The sequence below is a fragment of the Mycobacterium sp. 1423905.2 genome (genome assembly GCF_001673155.1).
GTDB lineage: Bacteria > Actinomycetota > Actinomycetes > Mycobacteriales > Mycobacteriaceae > Mycobacterium.
In genome coordinates this window covers 1-17,499 of sequence record NZ_LZLE01000252.1, presented here as the reverse complement: position 1 = coordinate 17,499, position 17,499 = coordinate 1, and the positions used below count along the sequence as shown (strand labels likewise).

The 17,499-nt window shown below is 65.8% G+C and carries 17 protein-coding genes and 2 pseudogenes; 13 read left to right on the top strand and 6 right to left on the bottom strand.

All coding sequences use genetic code 11. The annotated features are described in order from the left end of the window. Positions 1–96: 96 nt before the first annotated feature. A complete protein-coding gene (locus A9W95_RS16155; protein ID WP_067414648.1) occupies positions 97–684 on the bottom strand; it encodes a TetR/AcrR family transcriptional regulator in 588 nt (195 codons plus the stop codon). Between the two features lie 29 nt (positions 685–713). Beyond that, positions 714–1,610: a LysR family transcriptional regulator gene (locus A9W95_RS16150; protein WP_067414646.1), complete on the bottom strand. Its 897-nt coding sequence runs from the start codon at positions 1,608–1,610 to the stop codon at positions 714–716. Positions 1,611–1,680: 70 nt separating this feature from the next. On the opposite strand from A9W95_RS16150, the gene A9W95_RS16145 reads away from it, so the two are divergent. From A9W95_RS16145 to A9W95_RS16135, 3 genes are all read left to right on the top strand, one after another. Next, entirely contained in the window at positions 1,681–2,397 is a 717-nt protein-coding gene (locus tag A9W95_RS16145; RefSeq protein WP_067414643.1) for an SDR family oxidoreductase, read from the top strand. Positions 2,398–2,554: 157 nt separating this feature from the next. Continuing rightward, the gene (locus A9W95_RS16140; protein ID WP_067414641.1) at positions 2,555–3,478 is read left to right on the top strand and encodes an alpha/beta hydrolase fold domain-containing protein; all 924 of its coding nucleotides are present in this window, start codon (positions 2,555–2,557) and stop codon (positions 3,476–3,478) included. A gap of 141 nt (positions 3,479–3,619) precedes the next feature. Beyond that, positions 3,620–5,170 carry a GMC family oxidoreductase gene (locus A9W95_RS16135; RefSeq protein WP_371328082.1) on the top strand — a complete coding sequence of 517 codons (1,551 nt, stop codon included), beginning with the start codon at positions 3,620–3,622 and terminating at the stop codon, positions 5,168–5,170. A gap of 127 nt (positions 5,171–5,297) precedes the next feature. On the opposite strand, the gene A9W95_RS26380 is transcribed toward A9W95_RS16135, so the two are convergent. Next, positions 5,298–5,726, bottom strand: a complete 429-nt coding sequence (locus tag A9W95_RS26380; RefSeq protein WP_172826633.1) for a hypothetical protein — start codon at positions 5,724–5,726, stop codon at positions 5,298–5,300. Positions 5,727–5,799: 73 nt separating this feature from the next. Continuing rightward, complete coding sequence (locus A9W95_RS26905) at positions 5,800–6,111, bottom strand: hypothetical protein (protein WP_156746236.1); 312 nt, start codon at positions 6,109–6,111, stop codon at positions 5,800–5,802. Between the two features lie 110 nt (positions 6,112–6,221). On the opposite strand from A9W95_RS26905, the gene A9W95_RS16130 reads away from it, so the two are divergent. From A9W95_RS16130 to A9W95_RS16100, 7 genes are all read left to right on the top strand, one after another. Beyond that, positions 6,222–6,956: a response regulator transcription factor gene (locus tag A9W95_RS16130; RefSeq protein ID WP_067414636.1), complete on the top strand. Its 735-nt coding sequence runs from the start codon at positions 6,222–6,224 to the stop codon at positions 6,954–6,956. Continuing rightward, positions 6,953–8,416 (top strand): HAMP domain-containing sensor histidine kinase, encoded by a 1,464-nt coding sequence (locus A9W95_RS16125; protein WP_067414632.1) that lies wholly within the window; start codon positions 6,953–6,955, stop codon positions 8,414–8,416. Before A9W95_RS16130 ends, A9W95_RS16125 begins: the two co-directional genes overlap by 4 nt. Before the next feature lie 253 nt (positions 8,417–8,669). Beyond that, entirely contained in the window at positions 8,670–8,954 is a 285-nt protein-coding gene (locus A9W95_RS16120; protein WP_253851674.1) for a hypothetical protein, read from the top strand. A gap of 2 nt (positions 8,955–8,956) precedes the next feature. Next, positions 8,957–10,132: a hypothetical protein gene (locus A9W95_RS16115; protein ID WP_067414629.1), complete on the top strand. Its 1,176-nt coding sequence runs from the start codon at positions 8,957–8,959 to the stop codon at positions 10,130–10,132. A gap of 19 nt (positions 10,133–10,151) precedes the next feature. Continuing rightward, positions 10,152–10,676, top strand: a complete 525-nt coding sequence (locus A9W95_RS16110) for a hypothetical protein (RefSeq protein ID WP_067414627.1) — start codon at positions 10,152–10,154, stop codon at positions 10,674–10,676. 29 nt (positions 10,677–10,705) lie between these two features. Then, on the top strand, positions 10,706–11,002 hold the full coding sequence (locus A9W95_RS16105; RefSeq protein WP_067414624.1) for a hypothetical protein: 297 nt from the start codon (positions 10,706–10,708) through the stop codon (positions 11,000–11,002). Positions 11,003–11,278: 276 nt separating this feature from the next. After that, entirely contained in the window at positions 11,279–11,671 is a 393-nt protein-coding gene (locus A9W95_RS16100; RefSeq protein ID WP_067414623.1) for a hypothetical protein, read from the top strand. Between the two features lie 88 nt (positions 11,672–11,759). Here A9W95_RS16100 and A9W95_RS16095 read toward each other — a convergent pair whose 3' ends face one another. Beyond that, positions 11,760–12,512 carry a TVP38/TMEM64 family protein gene (locus tag A9W95_RS16095; protein ID WP_067414620.1) on the bottom strand — a complete coding sequence of 251 codons (753 nt, stop codon included), beginning with the start codon at positions 12,510–12,512 and terminating at the stop codon, positions 11,760–11,762. A gap of 178 nt (positions 12,513–12,690) precedes the next feature. On the opposite strand from A9W95_RS16095, the gene mutA reads away from it, so the two are divergent. The 3 genes and pseudogenes from mutA to A9W95_RS16080 all read left to right on the top strand — a co-directional run. After that, on the top strand, positions 12,691–14,559 hold the full coding sequence (gene mutA, locus A9W95_RS16090; protein ID WP_067414618.1) for a methylmalonyl-CoA mutase small subunit: 1,869 nt from the start codon (positions 12,691–12,693) through the stop codon (positions 14,557–14,559). After that, positions 14,560–16,824: a methylmalonyl-CoA mutase gene (gene scpA, locus A9W95_RS16085; RefSeq protein ID WP_067414615.1), complete on the top strand. Its 2,265-nt coding sequence runs from the start codon at positions 14,560–14,562 to the stop codon at positions 16,822–16,824. A 19-nt stretch (positions 16,825–16,843) separates the two neighbouring features. Beyond that, positions 16,844–17,284, top strand: a pseudogene (locus A9W95_RS16080) (methylmalonyl Co-A mutase-associated GTPase MeaB); the annotation flags it as partial. A gap of 87 nt (positions 17,285–17,371) precedes the next feature. On the opposite strand, the pseudogene A9W95_RS28420 reads toward A9W95_RS16080, so the two are convergent. Further along, positions 17,372–17,455: pseudogene (locus tag A9W95_RS28420) on the bottom strand (hypothetical protein); the annotation flags it as partial. Between the last annotated feature and the right edge of the window lie 44 nt (positions 17,456–17,499).

Below are 17,499 nucleotides of genomic sequence, written 5' to 3'. Positions count from 1 at the left end.
CAATACCGAATCGGGCGCTCAGTGATACCTGCCAAGCATCACGGTTGGCTTATCGGTCAGGCGCTTGCGCGCGGGCCCCACTACGGCGGCCCGGGATCACTTGCGTCGCTTGCCGGGAGAAATGAGGAGGTCCGCCGTTTTCTGTGCGGCGTCGAGCACCTCCGCCTGCGTGGCGGCGTCGGCCATGGCGCGCGAGATCGACACCGCCCCAACCATCAGCGCGACGACGCTCCACGCCCGGCGTTCCCGGTCCGCGCCGTCGAGCAGCTCGGCCATTCGACCCGCCAACGCGGCGATCTTGTGCTCGTACGCCTCCCGCGTGGCCGACCCCGCCCGTGCTACATCGGCACTGAGGGTCGGCATCACGCATCCTTCGGCCGGGTTGTCCACGTGGTAGGCGCTGAGATATTCGGCTACAAAGGCTTTCAGTTTGGACCGGCGCTCGGCCTTGCTGCCGGACTCCGTATCGGAAACAAACGGCTCACCGACGGCGGCCTCGACGATGGCCTCGAGCATCGCTTCCTTGTTGGCGAAGTTCGAATAAAACGCCCCCGACGTCACATCCGCCGCGGCGGCCAGCCCGTCCACCCCGATACCGTTGAACCCGGCAACCTTCATCGAGCGCGTGCCCCCACGTAGTAACGCGGCGCGCGCTTTTGCCTTCTGGTCTGCTGGGTATCTCATGGCTCGGCTTTAGTATAACTATCGGTATCTTATGCTCGCGAGGCCGGATCGATCGTCTGCCCGGCACACGCCAACGCCGCGGCGATGAACGCGTCGCGCGCCGCGTCCGCGACGGTGGCGTCCCAGGCCAGCACTACCCGGCTGGGAGCCAGGCCATCGGCCGGCACCACCCGCAGGTCGGGCCGCCGGTATGACATGGTTGTGGACCGGGGAAGTACTGCGAAACCGGCACGTGCGGAGACTAATTCGAGCTTCTGCTCGACCCCGCTGACCGAGGACTGCACCGCCGCGCGGCGCAACTCCGGGCTGGCGACGGCATACCACTCGGGCACCGACGCGGGGTTCTGCAGCAGCCGCCGTGACGCCAGATCGTCCAGCGATACCGACCGCCGCTCGGCCAGCGGATCACCGGCGGCCAGCACTACGTCACGCGGCTCCTCGAGCAGCGGCGCCGTCGCGAGACCGGACAAGTCGAACGGCGAACGAGCGTAGACCACTTGCACGTCACCGCGGCGGATCACCTCGGCCTGCTCGTTCCACATCACTGGGACGATCACCGCGCGCCGCGCCGGATCGTCCGCCTCGAACGCCCGAGCGGCAGCGGTCGCCAACAGGCCGGGCAGGACCCCGACCTTGACCACGACGGCGGGGGCTTCAGCCTGCGATAGCCGCTGCCGCAGCGCCTGCACTTCGGTGAGCAGGAACCGGCCTTCGTCGAGCAGCCGCGACCCGGCAGGGGTCAGCGTCGTCCCGCGGGTGTCCCGGTTGAGGAGCTTGATCCCCAGTTCGCGCTCGAGCGCGCGAATTTGACGCGAAAGCACCGGCTGGGCAATGTGCAGGCGCGCGGCGGCGCGGCCGAAGTTGAGTTCCTCCGCCACGGCGACGAAGTAGCGCAGTTTGCGCATGTCCAGATCCACCGTGGTCATACCGAAAGGGTATCTTCCCCGGACGAAAAGGGTGTTGGACGAGCGAAGCCCGCGCCTCGACCCTGGATGCATGAGTTTGTGCAACCAACGTGTCCTAATCATCGGGGGGACGTCGGGCATCGGCCTGGCGGTGGCCGCCGCGGCCGCTGAACGTGGCGCCACGCCTGTCGTGGCCTCGCGCCGATCGTCCAGCGTCGACCGTGCGTTGGGCTTGCTGCCCGCCGGGGCTCGTGGCGCGACGGTCGACCTCGCCGACCCCGCATCTATCGAGCGGCTGGCCGATTGGGTCGGCCCTGTTGACCACGTCGTCTACACCGCGGGCGAGCCGCTGGAGATGGTGCCGCTGGCCAAACTGACGCCGGACGTCATCGCCGGCTTCTACCAAACCCGCTTCATCGGGGCGTGCAGCACGGTTCGGGTGTTCGGCCGACGACTGACCGCCGGCGGCTCGATCACCTTGACCAGCGGATCGGCCGCCGAGCAGCCGGAATTCGGCGCGTTGCCGGTTAGCTTGTGTGGCGCGATGAACGCGCTGACCGCCGCCCTGGCGGTCGAGTTGGCCCCGGTGCGGGTGAACGCTGTCGCGCCGGGCATGGTGCGCTCCCCGCTATGGGACTACATGGGCAAGGAGGACCGCGACGCGATGTTCGCCGATGCGACACAACGGATCCCGCTACGCAGAATCGCCGATACCGACGAAGTGGCGCGGGCTTACTTGTACTGCATCGAGCAGACGTACTCCACCGGAGCGGTCGTCAAGGTCGACGGCGGCAGCGTCCTCGTCTAGGTGTCATTCGCAGCAAAGTCGTGTTACGCCAGGAAGATTCAAGATTCCGAATCGGGGTGGCGATACTTTCTTGGCCGTGCCGAGCAAGTCTGGCCATCAGATAGCGATCGTTATATAGTGATCGTTATTCTATGGTTCTGAGGAGAAAGGCAGCTGAATGGCAAGCAAGCAGGCGGTTGAATTCGCCGATTTCCTGGCGGAGATCGGCAGGCGATCTTCGAATCCCAGCTTCGAGCTCGAGACGATTCGTGACGTGACCGAGAATATCCATCTGGCTACCAAGGAACCCGAAGGGGTCACCTATGCCGAGGTGGAGGCCGGTGGGGTTGAGGCATTGTGGTGCATCCCCGTCGACAGCGACCCGGAATCGGTGCTTCTGCACGCGCATATGGGCGGAAGCGTATTGATGTCGATGCATTCGGACCGAAAGGCGGCTGCGCACATCGCGAAGGCGGCCGGCGCGCGCTCGCTGGTGTTGAACTTCCGGCGTTCCCCGGAACACAAGTACCCGGCGCAGGTTGAAGACGTGCAACGCGCCTACCGCTGGCTGCTGGGTCAAGGCCACCGGCCCAGTAAGATCGCCAGCGTCGGCCACTCGATCGGCGGCTATCTCGCGGTCGAACTCGTGCTGCGACTGCGAGATTTAGGCGAGGCGTTGCCCGGCGCGGTGTTGTCGATCTCGCCGTGGACCGACGTCACCCTGTCGGGCGAATCCATCGAAACCAACGCCGAGCGGGACAAGCTGCTCACGCGGGGATTGCTCGAGCTGTTCCGGTCATGCTGGCTCGACGGAACCGATGTCGGGTTCACCGACCCACGGGTGCACCTGCTTGCCGCCGACCTGTCCGGGTTACCCCCCACCGCCGTGTATTACGGCGAGTACGAACTGCTCGCGTCGGATGCCGTCGCTTTCGCCCAAACGGCAAAGGAGGCAGGCAATGACGTCGTCGTCCGGCAGGTCGAGGAGGGGCAGCATTCCTTCATCATGGGAGCCGGTCGGGTAGACGAGGTGGACCGTGCCATCGCTGAAATGGGTCTCTGGTTGCGCTCCACGTTGCGACTTCAAACCGCGGTGGCCTAGCCGACGAGGCGACGGTGCTGCGCGTCGGCCACGCCTACCAATCGGCGGCCGACTGGCGTGATGGATTGAACCGCAGAGCTTTTCCGCTCGTGTTCTAGTTCTAGGTATTTGTCGCTATACCCAGCTAATGAGTCAGGAGAATTGGTGGAGACTGTTTTTGACCCGTGGTACGACGTCATCGTGTGCGGTGCTGGCTCATCAGGGTCGGTGATCGCCGGTCGGTTGGCCGAAAATCCCGACGTCAAGGTCCTGCTTCTGGAGGCCGGCGGAAGCGACGAAGTCCCCAGCGTGACCGACGCCAGACAATGGCCGGCTAACCTTGACAGCGAACGTGATTGGGGATTCGTATCCGACCCGGACCCGCGGCTTCATGGGCGCGCGATCCCGTTCTCGATGGGCAAAGTACTCGGCGGCGGGTCCAGCATCAACCTCATGATCTGGGCGCGAGGACACCGCAGCGACTGGGACCACTACGCGTCCGAATCCGGCGAGCCCGCGTGGGGATACGAGCCAATCCTGGGTCTTTACCGTCGGATCGAGGATTGGCACGGTGTCGGCGAGCCCCATCATCGGGGCAAGGGCGGACCGGTGTTCGTCCAACCGGCGCCGGACGCTCATCCGCTCACCGCGGCAACGTTGGAAGCGGCCCGGGCGCTAGGGATTCCCACTTACCAAAGCCCCAACGGCCGGCTGATGGAACAGACCTGCGGCGCTGCCGTCATCGATCTGCGCTGGCGCGACGAAAAACGCCTATCGGTGTTTCGCACCTACATCGGACCGCATCAGCAGAACCTGACCGTGGTGCCGCACGCACTTGTCACCCGCTTGATCTTGGACGGCAAACGTGCCACCGGTGTCGAGGTCGTCCATGACGGCGCAGTTCATCGGGTGACCGCCGGCGCCGAAGTTGTCCTGTCGCTCGGCGCCATTCACACGCCCAAGGTGCTCATGCAGTCCGGCATCGGCGACGAAGACGAACTGCGTCGAGTGGGCATCACCGTTCGCCAAAACCTGCCCGGAGTGGGGCGCAACCTTCAGGATCACTTCGGGTTCGACTGCGTGTGGGAATTCCCCGAGACCATTCAGGGCAGCACTCAGGTGGGGACGGCACTGTTCTGGGACTCCGGGGCGGCCGACGTGCACGGACCGGACCTGTTCGCATGTTCGGGACCCTTCCCGAAAGCTACTGTGGAAAACGCTGCGAAATATGGCCTGCCGCAGAGCGGGTGGACCCTGTTCGGATCACCCACACACCCCCGCAGCCATGGTCGACTTCGGTTGTCGAGCAACGACCCGACCGATCCCATTCGGATTGAAGCCAACGCGCTATCGCACCCCGAAGACCTCAAAACCGCGATCGCTTGCATCGAAACGCTGCGCGAAATCGGCAACTCTGCACAGCTTCGACCGTTCGTCGCGCGCGAAGTCATGCCGGGCGACTTGACCGGCGCTGAGTTGGAGACCTATTTGCGGGACGCCGTCACCACCTACTGGCACGAATGCGGTACAGCGAAGATGGGCCGCGATTTCATGTCCGTGGTCGATGGACACCTCAAGGTCTACGGCATTGAGGGCCTGCGTGTTGCCGATGCCTCGATCATCCCCCGAATCACTACTTCCAACACCATGGCACCGTGCGTCGTCATCGGTGAGCGCGCCGCACAATTCATCCAATCCGAACACCACATGTGAGATCTGTGCGAGACCCCCGAAGTGATCGACAGAGGTCAAACCAGCGACCTCCACCGACACTTGACGGCTTTCCCTTCACGGGCATGGCCCAGTGGCTGGCAAAGCAACGACTATGACGCTCGGCGCCCTAAGGGCGCGGTGTGGGAGTGGCCGGACCTGATGTCGGCGTGGGCAACGGCGGACCCGCGGGCCCTTGGCCCGGAGGCTGCCCCGGTGCGGGCGCGCCCGGCGGCGGCCCGAAGCGGAATCCGGGCGGGCCGCCGAAGCCGGGAGGTGGGCCCTGGTGTTGCCAACTCATCGGCCCCATGGGTGCCGCGGCAGGTCCGAACGGCCCCGGCGGAGGTGGCGGTGGTTCGAAAGCAAAAGCCCAGAGGAACAGCGACGTTACGGCGCTGGCGAGGGTGCCGATGACCAGCCCTGCCGCGCCGGCACCGATTACCGTCGCGGTGGAGTGGCGCCGGCGCTCGGGCGCAGGTGGCGGCACGGCCGGGGCAATGGTCGGCGGGGGATTGGTGCCCTGGTCTGCGGCACGGGCACCGGTGTCTTCGCTGGTCATGTGGACCTCCACTTCGTCAGTTCGTCGATATCGGCGACGGTAGAGAGCGAAGTTGAAGTGGATCTGAAGAAAGCTACGGACCCGGTAGCCCTGGCAGTCCGGGGGCCGCCGGGGGCCCGGGTACGACGCTCGGCACCCGGGTAGCGCTCGGCGTGGGAGCCGGCGGTGGGGTCACCGGGGGCGTCGAGGACAGCTGCGGATACGGCGGCGGTGGCAACTCGACTCGAACGGTGAAGACTAGGCCGGTGATCGCGAACGCGACGACTGCACCGAGCACCGCGCCCACCAGGCCCGCAGCCACGACAACGCCGGTGGAATGTCGCCTTGGCGCAGTAACAGCAGGTGGTGTCGCGACGGGCGGCGGAGTCGTGTTGCCGGCGGTCATCGCGCCTCCCTTGTCCTCGCTGCTGGCTACCGGAGACGGTAGCGGTCGGCAACGCAGGAAACCAGGCGTTCTTCAGGCTCATCTCAGCGCAACGCGTTAAGAATGGGCTCATGACCGATCGCTCGCGGGCCGACGGGGCCGGCACTCGCTCGGTTGCCGACCAATTCAGGGCGGGTGCGGCCCGGGTGCTCGTCGTGGAAGACTCCGAAACGATCCGCGAGATGGTCAGTGAGGCGTTGACCGACGCCGGCTATTACACCGAGAACCGTTGTGACGGGAATGGTTTGGAGCAAGCTCTGGAGGGTCTGCGGCCCGATTTGGTGGTCCTCGACGTCATGTTGCCGGGCCGGGACGGATTCACCTTGATCGATGTCATCCGCGAGTGGGGCGACATCGGAATCGTGCTGATCACCGCGCGCGACGGGCTTCCGGACCGATTGCGCGGTCTGGACGGCGGGGCCGACGACTACGTCGTGAAACCCTTCGAGCTTGCCGAACTGGTATCGCGGGTGGGCGCGGTGTTACGCCGCCGCGGCCGATTACCCCAAGTCGTGCAAATCGGTGATGTGGTGCTCGACGTCGACGCCGGTGTCGCCGCCCGCAACGGCCAGCCGTTGGACCTGACCGCCACCGAGCTACGGCTGCTGCAATTTCTGGTGGAGCAACGCGGCCGGATCGTTAGTGCCAACCAGATCCTCAACGCCGTCTGGGGCTACGACGCCTACGACGTCAACCTGGTTCAAGTTCACGTCAGCGGGCTGCGGCGGAAACTCGAAGCCCATGGGCCTCGGATACTGCACACGGTCCGGGGCATCGGCTACCGACTGCGCCCGCTGCGGTCATGACCGCGGCCACCGATGCGCCGACGCCGACACCGTCGTTGCAGCGACGAGTGGTATTGCTCGTGGTGGGTCTGTTGGCGGTGCTGCTGGTTGGGTTGGCGGTGACCATCGACTTCAGCCTGGGCCTGCAGGCGCGCCGCAATCTGCATGATCGGCTGCTGGCGGCCACCTCTCGGGCAGACGCGTTAGCAGCGGCGCGTACTTCGCCGGAACTCATTGCGGCTCAACTCAATGGCGGCAGCGTGCGGGCGCTGGTTGTCACCGCTGACGGCACCGCGTACGGCGACGCGGGCATCAGCCCCGATACCCAGCCGGGCCCGATGACCCCGCCGCCCGGGTTGCCGCCGCTGGCTCCGCCGGGGCCTCCGCCGTTACCGCCGGATGGTTTACCGCCGTTGCCCCCACCGCCGCCGCCCGCAATCCCGCCCGACGGAACCGCCACCGTGGTGGTGCACCCGTTGCCCGGCGGGGCTCGGGTGATCCTGGTGGCAGACACCACGCAGACCACACAAGTCACCCGACAGTTGCGTCAGCTGATGATCGCCGCGGTGGTTGTGACGCTGGGGGTGGCGGCGCTGTTGCTGATCGCGGTGAGCCGGGCGGCGCTGCGGCCGCTGGATCGGCTGACCGCCCTGGCCAACGACATCACCACCGGTGATCGCGGTCGGCGTCTGCGACCGAACCGCTCCGGTACCGAATTAGGCCGCGCCGCTTCTGCTTTCGACGGCATGCTAGATGCGTTGGAAGACTCCGAGACGCGCGCCCGGCAGGCGGCCGCCGATGCCCAGCGCGCCGAGGCGCAGACGCGGCAATTCCTGGTCGACGCAGCGCATGAACTGCGCACTCCGATCGCGGGCATTCAGGCTGCCGCGGAGCAGATCGCCGCGCACGATTCGGAGTCCGACGCGCAGCATCGCCGCGCCAGCCTGTTGCACTCCGATGCTCGACGGGCGGGACGACTGGTGGCCGACATGCTGGACCTGAGCCGCATCGACGCGGGTCTTCCGCTGGATCTCCATGACACCGATCTGGCCGCGATCGTCGACGCCGAAGTGCAGCGTGCGGCGATGCTGGCCCCGCAACTCGACGTGATCCGCACGGGCGCTGAGCAGGTGCCCATCCATGCCGATCCGACCCGCATCGCGCAGATCATGTCGAACCTGCTCGACAATGCGCGCAGGTACACCCCGCCCGGCGGGTCGATCACCGTGGACCTCAGCACTGGTCTTCGAGCGATAGAAGTGACCGTGACTGACTCGGGGCCCGGTGTTCCCGACGACGAACGCCTTCGGATCTTCGAGCGGTTGGTGCGCCTGGACGCTGGCCGCGCCCGCGACCACGGCGGGGCTGGCCTAGGGTTGCCCATCGCGAGGGCGCTGGCTCGCGCGCACGGCGGTGACTTGGATTGCGTGCCGCATGAGGGGGGCGCACGGTTCCGGCTGAGCCTGCCTGTCTCTACCTAGACATGTCAGCCGGAAGGGAATGCGCGGGCGAGCGGGCGGAGCTCGGCCACGAAGCCTTCGTTCAACTCGACCAGCGCGGTGGCCGATGTTCATGCCGACGGGCCCGCCAGTTACCTCAACCCGTCGAAACTGCGCTCAGCGCTTTGAGTCTGCGCTCAGACGCTAGAAAGCCGGGATTTCGTGCTGTGAGCGCAGACTCGATGCGCGAATCGGGTGAATAGCGCGCAGCGGTGGTCGTTTCTACACTGCTGGCGTGGCCGAACAGCTTCGCTTGGATACCGCAGAAGTGTCGACGATGTCGGGTCGGTGGAGTGCGATGGCGGGTGCGCTGAATGAAGTTGCGGCGCCCGCCACTTCGGGGTTGCCGAGTCAGGCCAGTGCGATGGCGGTAGTCGCCGCACATGATGATGTCGCGGCTTTCCGGACGGCGTTGTTGGCCCACCTGCGAAATCAGGCATGCCATGTCGCCGCGGCTGACGGTGGATACGTGGCAACCGAAAGCCGTTCGGCTACCGAGCTTGCCGCTGTCGTCGTGTAGCGATGGCTGCTGTTGCCGGACTCTCGGACCTGTTGGCATGGCCGATTGACCACCTGACCGAGGCGGCCCAGTATTGGCATGTCGCCGGTGCGCAGAGCTACGACTTGTCAGATCGAATCTGGCTGGAGGCTGCGTCGATTGATTGGCAAGGCGAAGCCGCCGAAAAGCTGCGTGCCCGCACTTCGGCCGACCGGGCGACCGTCGGCGCGGTGAAGGATCAACTCGAGGCAGCAGCGAGGGTCGCTCGTGGTGGTGCATCCGACCTGCAGGCGGCTCGCTCGCGGCTGCGGTATGCCGTCGAGGACGCTCATGCGGCGGGCTTCTCCGTGGGGGAGAACCTCGCGGTAACCGATCGATTCGTCGGGGGCTCACCTGCACTGCGGGCGGTGCGGGCCGCCCGAGCGCAGGCGTTGGCTGCCGACATCCGGCACCGTGCGATGCAACTGATGAGCCTGGATCAGGACGTGGCTGGTCGGATTGCTAACGCGGTGAGCGGGATTAGTGAGCTCAGATTCGACGACGGTTCGGGACACTCGAGACCCTCCGTGCAAGCAGTCGACCACCACGCCCCCATTCCCGAGCGGCCCAAAGTTGAGCCCGAGCCGCCACCGGACGGGTGGAGCAGCGACCCGCTCAAACGGGCGGCGCAGAAGATCGCCTATGGGCACGCTGATAAGCACCTAGCGGAGTTTCCAGGCATGTCGAAGGACCAACTCGCTGAGGTCATCGAGGACATGTTCAGACGCAATAGCAGTGATCCGGGCAGCCTGTTCATTGGGCGGACGAAGGACGGCGCCCCAGTCCTGTATGACCCGAAGACAGAAGTGCTGGTGATACGCGACCCCAAAGCACTCGACGCCGGAACGGTCTACAAGCCAAAGGTGCCCAACATCCCGGCATACGTGGCGGGGAAAGCCCCGACCACCGTGGCCTCAATACCCCCTGAAGAGCTACAGGACGCAACCATCCGTCCGCCAATCGCCGCCGCGCCGCAACCCGTTGAGCCGCCCGGACGTCCAGCACCACCGGCCCCGAGGATGCCAGGTGCATTCGGCGGTGGCCCCGTGCCGCCCGAAGCCGTACCGCATCCCGTGCACCCGCCGCACAGCCACCACGGACCGCCGGTCCTCGGTAAGGATGAACTTCCTGACTTAGATGAATTCAACGAATCACCCTAAATCGCGGAAGGTTTCGATTATGAGCGAGTCAGAAGCGATTGCGTTCCATCTGACCGACGACGAGCGCGCTCTCATCCTGCACGGACTCAATCAGTACTTCGTATCCGCAGAAAGGGCTGTGCCGCTGCTGTGTCCGATCCTCGGCGTAATCGGTTACGACGAATTCGGCGCGCTCGCGCGAAGGTTGTACGAAGCCATCCGCGAGCGTGCACCGTTGTCTGAACTCGACTGGGCGCGCGCCGTGGTTCTCACGGAGATCTCGTGGGCCAGTGACCTGGTCGGTGCGGCAAGCGCCTTTGCCACCATCGTTCCAGACGAAGTCGCGATTCAGTTGCTGCGGGACATTCAGCGAGAAGTTATGTTCCCCGGTCGTTACAAGAAGCTGGAAAATAATGCGACAGTGGTTGGCCGAACGAAATGGACATTGCCGCTGATCAACGCGGTGCATCCCGAGGACGATCCCTCTTCGTCAGTGGCGTCCGCGGGTGAGGTCGTCGCAATCGATCTCCGGACGACGAGCGCATGCTCTTGTTTCATGCGTTGAACGAGTATCGCGGGTCGGCAAAACGAGCGATGCCGTTGCTGACTCCACTCGTCGGGCTGTCGGACACAGAAGAGTTCAGCGCACTCTTGTCGAGGCTCATCGATGGCGTTGAGGGAAAGGAGCCACTCTCCGATCTCGACTGGGCGCAAGCACTGTTCCTCACCGAGATCGGCTGGGCTAGTGACGTGGTTGGCTCGGGCATTGACTTCGCGACCAACATTCGCGACGAGAAGGCGGCGCCACTGCTTCGCTCGATCCAGCGGAAGATCGTCACTCCCGAGCGGTTCGCGCTGCTCCGAGACAACGCCTACCGCGTCACCCGCTAGTGCGCCGAGTCTGCGTTCAACACATCGAGACTGCGCTCAACGCGGAACTGCCGCGAATCGGCGCGCTGAGCGCAGCCCCGATGCGGACAAGCCGTCAGGATTGCGACCGGAGGCTCCGGCGCCCCATCGCGTCGGATGATGGGCCCGGTTCCGCTCACTATCCCGCTCGCCGGCAGTGAAAAGCGCGCACTGGTGGTTAGGTAATGGCAGGAGACGAGCTGCCTGACTTAGACGAATCCAACGAATCGGCATGATCAGTGATGAAAGGCTGAAGACATGAGCGAGGCCGTCTTGGTGACCATTGACCTCGATGATGAGGAGCGCTCACTCATGATGCATGGCCTCAACGAGTATTTCGGCCCGGCCCGCGGTCAAGCACTCCTTGCTCCTATGGTCGGATGTTCCACCATCGACGAGTTCTACGACTTAGTCCTCCGACTCAAGAAGTCAGTCATCAACGTAGAACCACTATCTGACCTCGATTGGGTACGCGCGCTCGTACTAACCGAAATATGCTGGGCCAGCGATGTGCTGGGAGCTGGAATCGATTTCGCGACCAACTTCCGCGATGAAAAGGCAGCGCCACTACTCCGCTCGATGCAACGAAAAATAAACACCTCTCAACGGCTCATACTGCTGCGGGACAACGCCAAGGCCATCGCCAGCTAGCGAGTCTGCGTTCAGCGCATCGAGGCTGCGCTCAGATCGACAAACGCCCCGATTCGACACTGTGAGCGCAGACTCGATGCAAAACACGTCAAGAGGCGACCGCAGGCTCCGGCGCGCGGTCGTGCGACGACCGGTGCTCCCGACGGTATTGCCGGATCTCCAGAATCAGCCCGGCCACCCCTAGCGCGCCCGTACACACCGAGACCAAGACCAGCAGCGGGCTGCCGTCGTTGACCAGCGCATCGCCGAGGATGACGACGGCGGCGGTGCCCGGGAGCAAACCCGCCAGCGTTGCCCAGGTGTAGGGCAGCACCCGCACCGACGATGCGCCCGCGGCGTAGTTGATGGCCGAGAACGGTACGGCCGGAATGAAGCGCAACGACAGAATCGGTTGCCAACCTCGCTGCCGCAGTCGCTCGTCGAGCCGTTCCACCCCGCGGCGGCGCGCCAGGCGGTTCAGCCGCCACCCGGTGGACCGCACCAGCAGCATCGCGATCACTGCGCTCGCCGTGCTGGCCAGGACCGCGATCACGATGCCGAACACCGGCCCGAACAGCAGACCGGCGGCCAGCGTGAAGGCGGTGCGGGGAAACGGCGGGACAGTGACCACGACGTGGGCCACGAAGAACGCCAGCGGGAACCAGGGCCCCACCGAGGTCGCCCAGTCGCGTAACTGCACTGCCGTGGGCAGCGGGACCAGCACCGCCACCACGATCAACGCTGTGATTCCCACCACTGACGCGATGACGCGCAACGGCGACGCCTGACGTGCGGCGGCGCCCACGGCACCGGCGATGCCGCGCACTACAGCGGTGGCTTTGCAGGTCGCGGGCGCCGTCACGGGTTCCAAGGGTACGGGCCGAAGGTGAATATCTCGTTGCCCGAGGCTGGCGTTTCCGCACCAGCCGGCACCGCCGCGAGCACCTGGGCGACCAGACCGCGGCACCCATCAATTAGCCTTATTAGCACTAAACACTCCGGAGCAAACGCGGTAGTTGCTGGGAAAACAGGAGCAGTCGGTGTCCGTTGACGTACCCGAGCTCGCCGACCTAGAACAGGTTCGCGCGCGCTGGCGCAGTGCCGTCGCCGGTGTCTTGGCCAAGAGCACTCGCAAAGATCCGGAGCAGCTTGGCGAGCGGCCCGAGCATCTGCTGGAGACGCCCACCTATGAGGGCTTCGCCGTGCGGCCGCTGTACACCGCATTCGACGAACTGGCCGAGCGGCCGCTGCCGGGGGAGTGGCCATACGTGCGTGGCGCTGACGCGTTTCGCGACGTCAATGTCGGCTGGAAGGTGGCCGAAGCCTTTCCCGTCATGGGCACCCCAACCGCCGACGCCAACGCCGCGCTGCTGGGCGCCCTCAACGACGGCGTCAGCGCCCTGGTCATCCGGGTCGGAGGAGCCGGCATCCCGCCCGAACAACTCGACGCGCTGCTCAACGGGGTGTATCTCGAACTCGCGCCGATCATCGTGGATGCCGGAGCCGATTACGCCGCCTCCAGCGACGTCATGGTCGCGCTGGCCGCCCGGGTCGATCCGGACAAACGGGCGACACTGTCGATCGACCTGGCCGGTGACCCGCTCACCGCGGCGTTGAGCGGGCGTCCCGCGCCGTCGGTCGAAGAGGTCGTTGCCATCGCCACCCAAGTCGCCGACGCGCCCGGCGTGCGAGCGATCACCGTCGACGGGCCCGCCTTCCACAACTTGGGCGCCAACGCCGCCTGGGAACTGGCGGCCGCCACCGGGGCGGCCGTGTCCTACCTACGCCTGCTCACCGAAGCCGGACTGTCGGTCAGCCAGGCGTTGCGCCAGATCAGCTTCCGGTTTGCCGCCGACGACGACCAGTTCATGACGATCGCCAAGATGCGCGCCGCCCGGCAACTGTGGGCCCGGGTCGCCGAAGTCGCCGGTGACGCGGACGGCGGCGCGGCCCGAATCCACGCCGAGACGTCGCTGCCGATGATGACCCAGCGCGACCCGTGGGTGAATATGCTGCGGACCACGCTGGCCGCATTCGGTGCGGGCGTCGGCGGCGCCGACACCGTACTGGTGTTCCCCTTCGACGTCGCCATCCCCGGCGGGTTTCCCGGCGTGGCAGCCAGTTTCGCCCGCCGCATGGCCCGCAATGTGCAGCTTCTGCTGCTCGAGGAGTCTCACGTCGGACGAGTGCTCGATCCCGGCGGTGGCTCCTGGTTTGTCGAAGACCTCACCGAGGAGCTGTCCCAACATGCATGGCAGCACTTCCAGGACATCGAGGCCCGCGGCGGATTCGCCGACGCCAGCGACTATGTCGCCGACCAGATCGCCGAGATCGCCGCGCGCCGCGCCGACGACATCGCGCACCGCCGCACCGCGATCACCGGAGTCAACGAATTCCCTAACCTCACCGAACCGCCTCGCGCACAAGATGATTCAACCAACTCCCTGAACCGCGTGGGCAACCTGATTCGCTACGCCACGGAGTTCGAAGCGCTGCGAGACCGTTCGGATGTCTACCTGGCTCGCACTGGTGCCCGACCGCAGGTGTTGCTGCTGCCGTTGGGGCCGCTGGCCGAACACAACATCCGAACCACCTTCGCGTCCAACCTCCTGGCCTCAGGTGGAATCGAAGCGATCAACCCCGGCCCGGTCGATGCCTCCGGCGTGGAACAGGCTGTCGCGCAAGCCGACACACCGACTGTGGCGGTGATCTGCGGCACCGACAAGCGGTATCAGGACGAAGCCGCCGAAGTAGTGCGGGCAGCCCGCACCGCCGGAGTATCGCGAATTTATCTCGCCGGGCCGGAGAAGGCGGTCGGGGAGGCCAGCGACCGGCCCGACGGCTACTTGACCGCGAAAATTCACGCTGTGCAAGAACTCTCGGACCTGCTCACTCGGTTGGGAGCATAGATGACCACCACTACACCTGTTCCGGGCAGCTTCGTCGGCAGCTTCGCCGACGTTCCGTTGCATGGTGAGCGCGCCGCGCGGCCCGCCACCGAAGCAGCCGTGCAAGAACATTTTGCCGCGGCCGCCGCGGCGCATCCTTACGCACCCGACCAACTGCACTGGCACACACCCGAAGGCATCGACGTCAACCCGGTCTACATGGGCGCCGACCGCCGCGCCGCCGAGGCCGACGGCTACCCGCTGCACAGCTACCCGGGCGAGCCGCCCTTCGTGCGGGGGCCCTACCCGACGATGTACGTCAACCAGCCCTGGACCATCCGCCAGTACGCCGGCTTCTCCACCGCCGCGGACTCCAACGCCTTCTACCGCCGCAACCTCGCCGCCGGGCAGAAAGGCCTGTCGGTGGCGTTCGATCTGGCCACCCACCGTGGCTACGACTCCGACCACCCCCGCGTTCAAGGGGACGTCGGAATGGCCGGCGTCGCAATCGATTCCATCCTCGACATGCGGCAATTGTTCGACGGGATCGACCTGTCGACGGTGTCGGTGTCGATGACGATGAACGGGGCGGTGCTGCCGATCCTGGCGCTCTATGTGGTGGCCGCCGAGGAACAGGGGGTGCCGCCGGAGAAGCTGGCCGGCACCATCCAGAACGACATCCTCAAAGAGTTCATGGTGCGCAACACCTACATCTATCCGCCCGAGCCGTCGATGCGCATCATCTCCGACATCTTCGCTTACACCAGCGCCAAGATGCCGAAGTTCAACTCCATCTCCATCTCCGGCTATCACATCCAAGAAGCCGGTGCGACAGCCGATCTGGAGCTCGCCTACACCCTGGCCGACGGTGTCGACTACATCAAGGCGGGTCTGGCCGCCGAGCTGGACATCGACTCCTTCGCACCCCGGCTGTCGTTCTTCTGGGGCATCGGCATGAACTTCTTCATGGAGGTGGCCAAGCTGCGCGCCGGCCGGCTGCTGTGGAGCGAGCTGGTCGCCCAGTTCGAGCCCAAGAACCCGAAATCGCTGTCGCTACGCACACATTCACAGACCTCGGGCTGGTCGTTGACCGCTCAGGACGCGTTCAACAACGTCGCCCGCACCTGCATCGAGGCTATGGCCGCCACCCAGGGGCACACCCAGTCGCTGCACACCAACGCCCTGGACGAGGCGCTCGCGCTGCCCACCGACTTCTCCGCGCGCATCGCCCGCAACACCCAGTTGCTGCTGCAGCAGGAGTCCGGAACTACCCGGCCGATCGACCCGTGGGGCGGCTCTTACTACGTGGAATGGCTCACCCATCAACTCGCGCAACGGGCGCGGGCGCACATCGCCGAAGTCACCGAGCATGGCGGCATGGCCCAAGCCATCAATGACGGCATCCCGAAGCTGCGCATCGAGGAAGCCGCCGCACGCACCCAGGCCCGCATCGATTCCGGACAGCAGCCGGTGATCGGGGTCAACAAGTACCAGGTCGACGAGGATCAGGAGGTCGAGGTCCTCAAGGTCGAAAACAGCCGGGTGCGGGCCGAGCAATTGGCCAAATTGCAAGAGCTGCGGGCCAACCGGGACCAGCGGGCGGTCGAAGCGGCGCTGGCCGAGCTCAGCCGCGCCGCGGCGGCGCACGGCCGCGCCGGCGCCGACGGGCTGGGCAACAACCTGCTGGCGCTGGCCATCGACGCGGCACGCTCCAAGGCCACCGTGGGGGAGATCTCCGACGCGCTGGAAAAGGTCTACGGGCGCCACCAGGCCGAGATCCGTACCATCGCCGGCGTCTATCGTGACGAAGTCGGAAAGGCCCCCAACATCACCAACGCCACAGAACTCGTCGAGAAGTTCGCCGAGGCCGACGGCCGTCGGCCTCGGATCCTGGTGGCCAAGATGGGTCAGGACGGGCACGACCGCGGTCAGAAGGTGATCGCAACCGCGTTCGCCGACATCGGTTTCGACGTCGACGTCGGGTCGCTGTTCTCCACACCCGAGGAGGTGGCCCGCCAAGCCGCCGACAACGATGTCCACGTGGTCGGAGTGTCCTCGCTGGCGGCCGGGCACTTGACCTTGGTGCCGGCACTGCGTGACGCGCTGGCCGAGGTCGGCCGCCCCGACATCATGGTGGTGGTCGGCGGGGTGATCCCGCCCGGGGACTTCGACGAGCTATACCAGGCCGGGGCTGCCGCCATCTTCCCGCCCGGAACGGTAATCGCCGACGCCGCAATCGGCTTGCTGCACAAGCTTGCCGAGCGACTCGGATACACGCTGGACTAGCGCGGTCTTTCTGCGGTCGATGACGTCCGAAGCCAATCCGGTCGACAAGCTCGTCGCCGCCATTCGCAACGGCGACCGAGCGTCGCTACCGCGGGCGATCACCATGCTCGAATCCACCCGCGCCGACCATCGAGAGCAGGCCCAGCAGCTGCTGCTGGAATTGCTGCCGGACTCGGGCAACGCCCACCGAGTCGGCATCACCGGCGTTCCCGGGGTCGGCAAATCCACCAGCATTGAAGCCCTCGGCATGCACCTGATCGACCGGGGCCACCGGGTGGCGGTGCTGGCCGTCGACCCGTCCTCGACCCGCACCGGCGGATCGATTCTCGGCGACAAGACGCGGATGGCGCGCCTGGCGATGCACCCGGACGCCTACATCCGGCCCTCGCCGACGTCGGGAACCCTGGGTGGGGTGGCAAAGGCCACCAGGGAAACTGTTGTCTTGTTGGAGGCGGCGGGATTCGACGTGATCCTCATCGAAACGGTCGGTGTCGGCCAGCTCCAGCACACCTTTCTTGATGCCCTGCAATTGATCACCGGTGCGCGCCAACGTCAGCAGCAGGAAGGTGTCGACCATGTTCGCCACCGCCACCTCGGACTGGCCGACACCGACCGTTTCGATGAGGATCACGTCGAATCCCGCCGCCTCCAACAAGACAACAGTTTCCCTGGTGG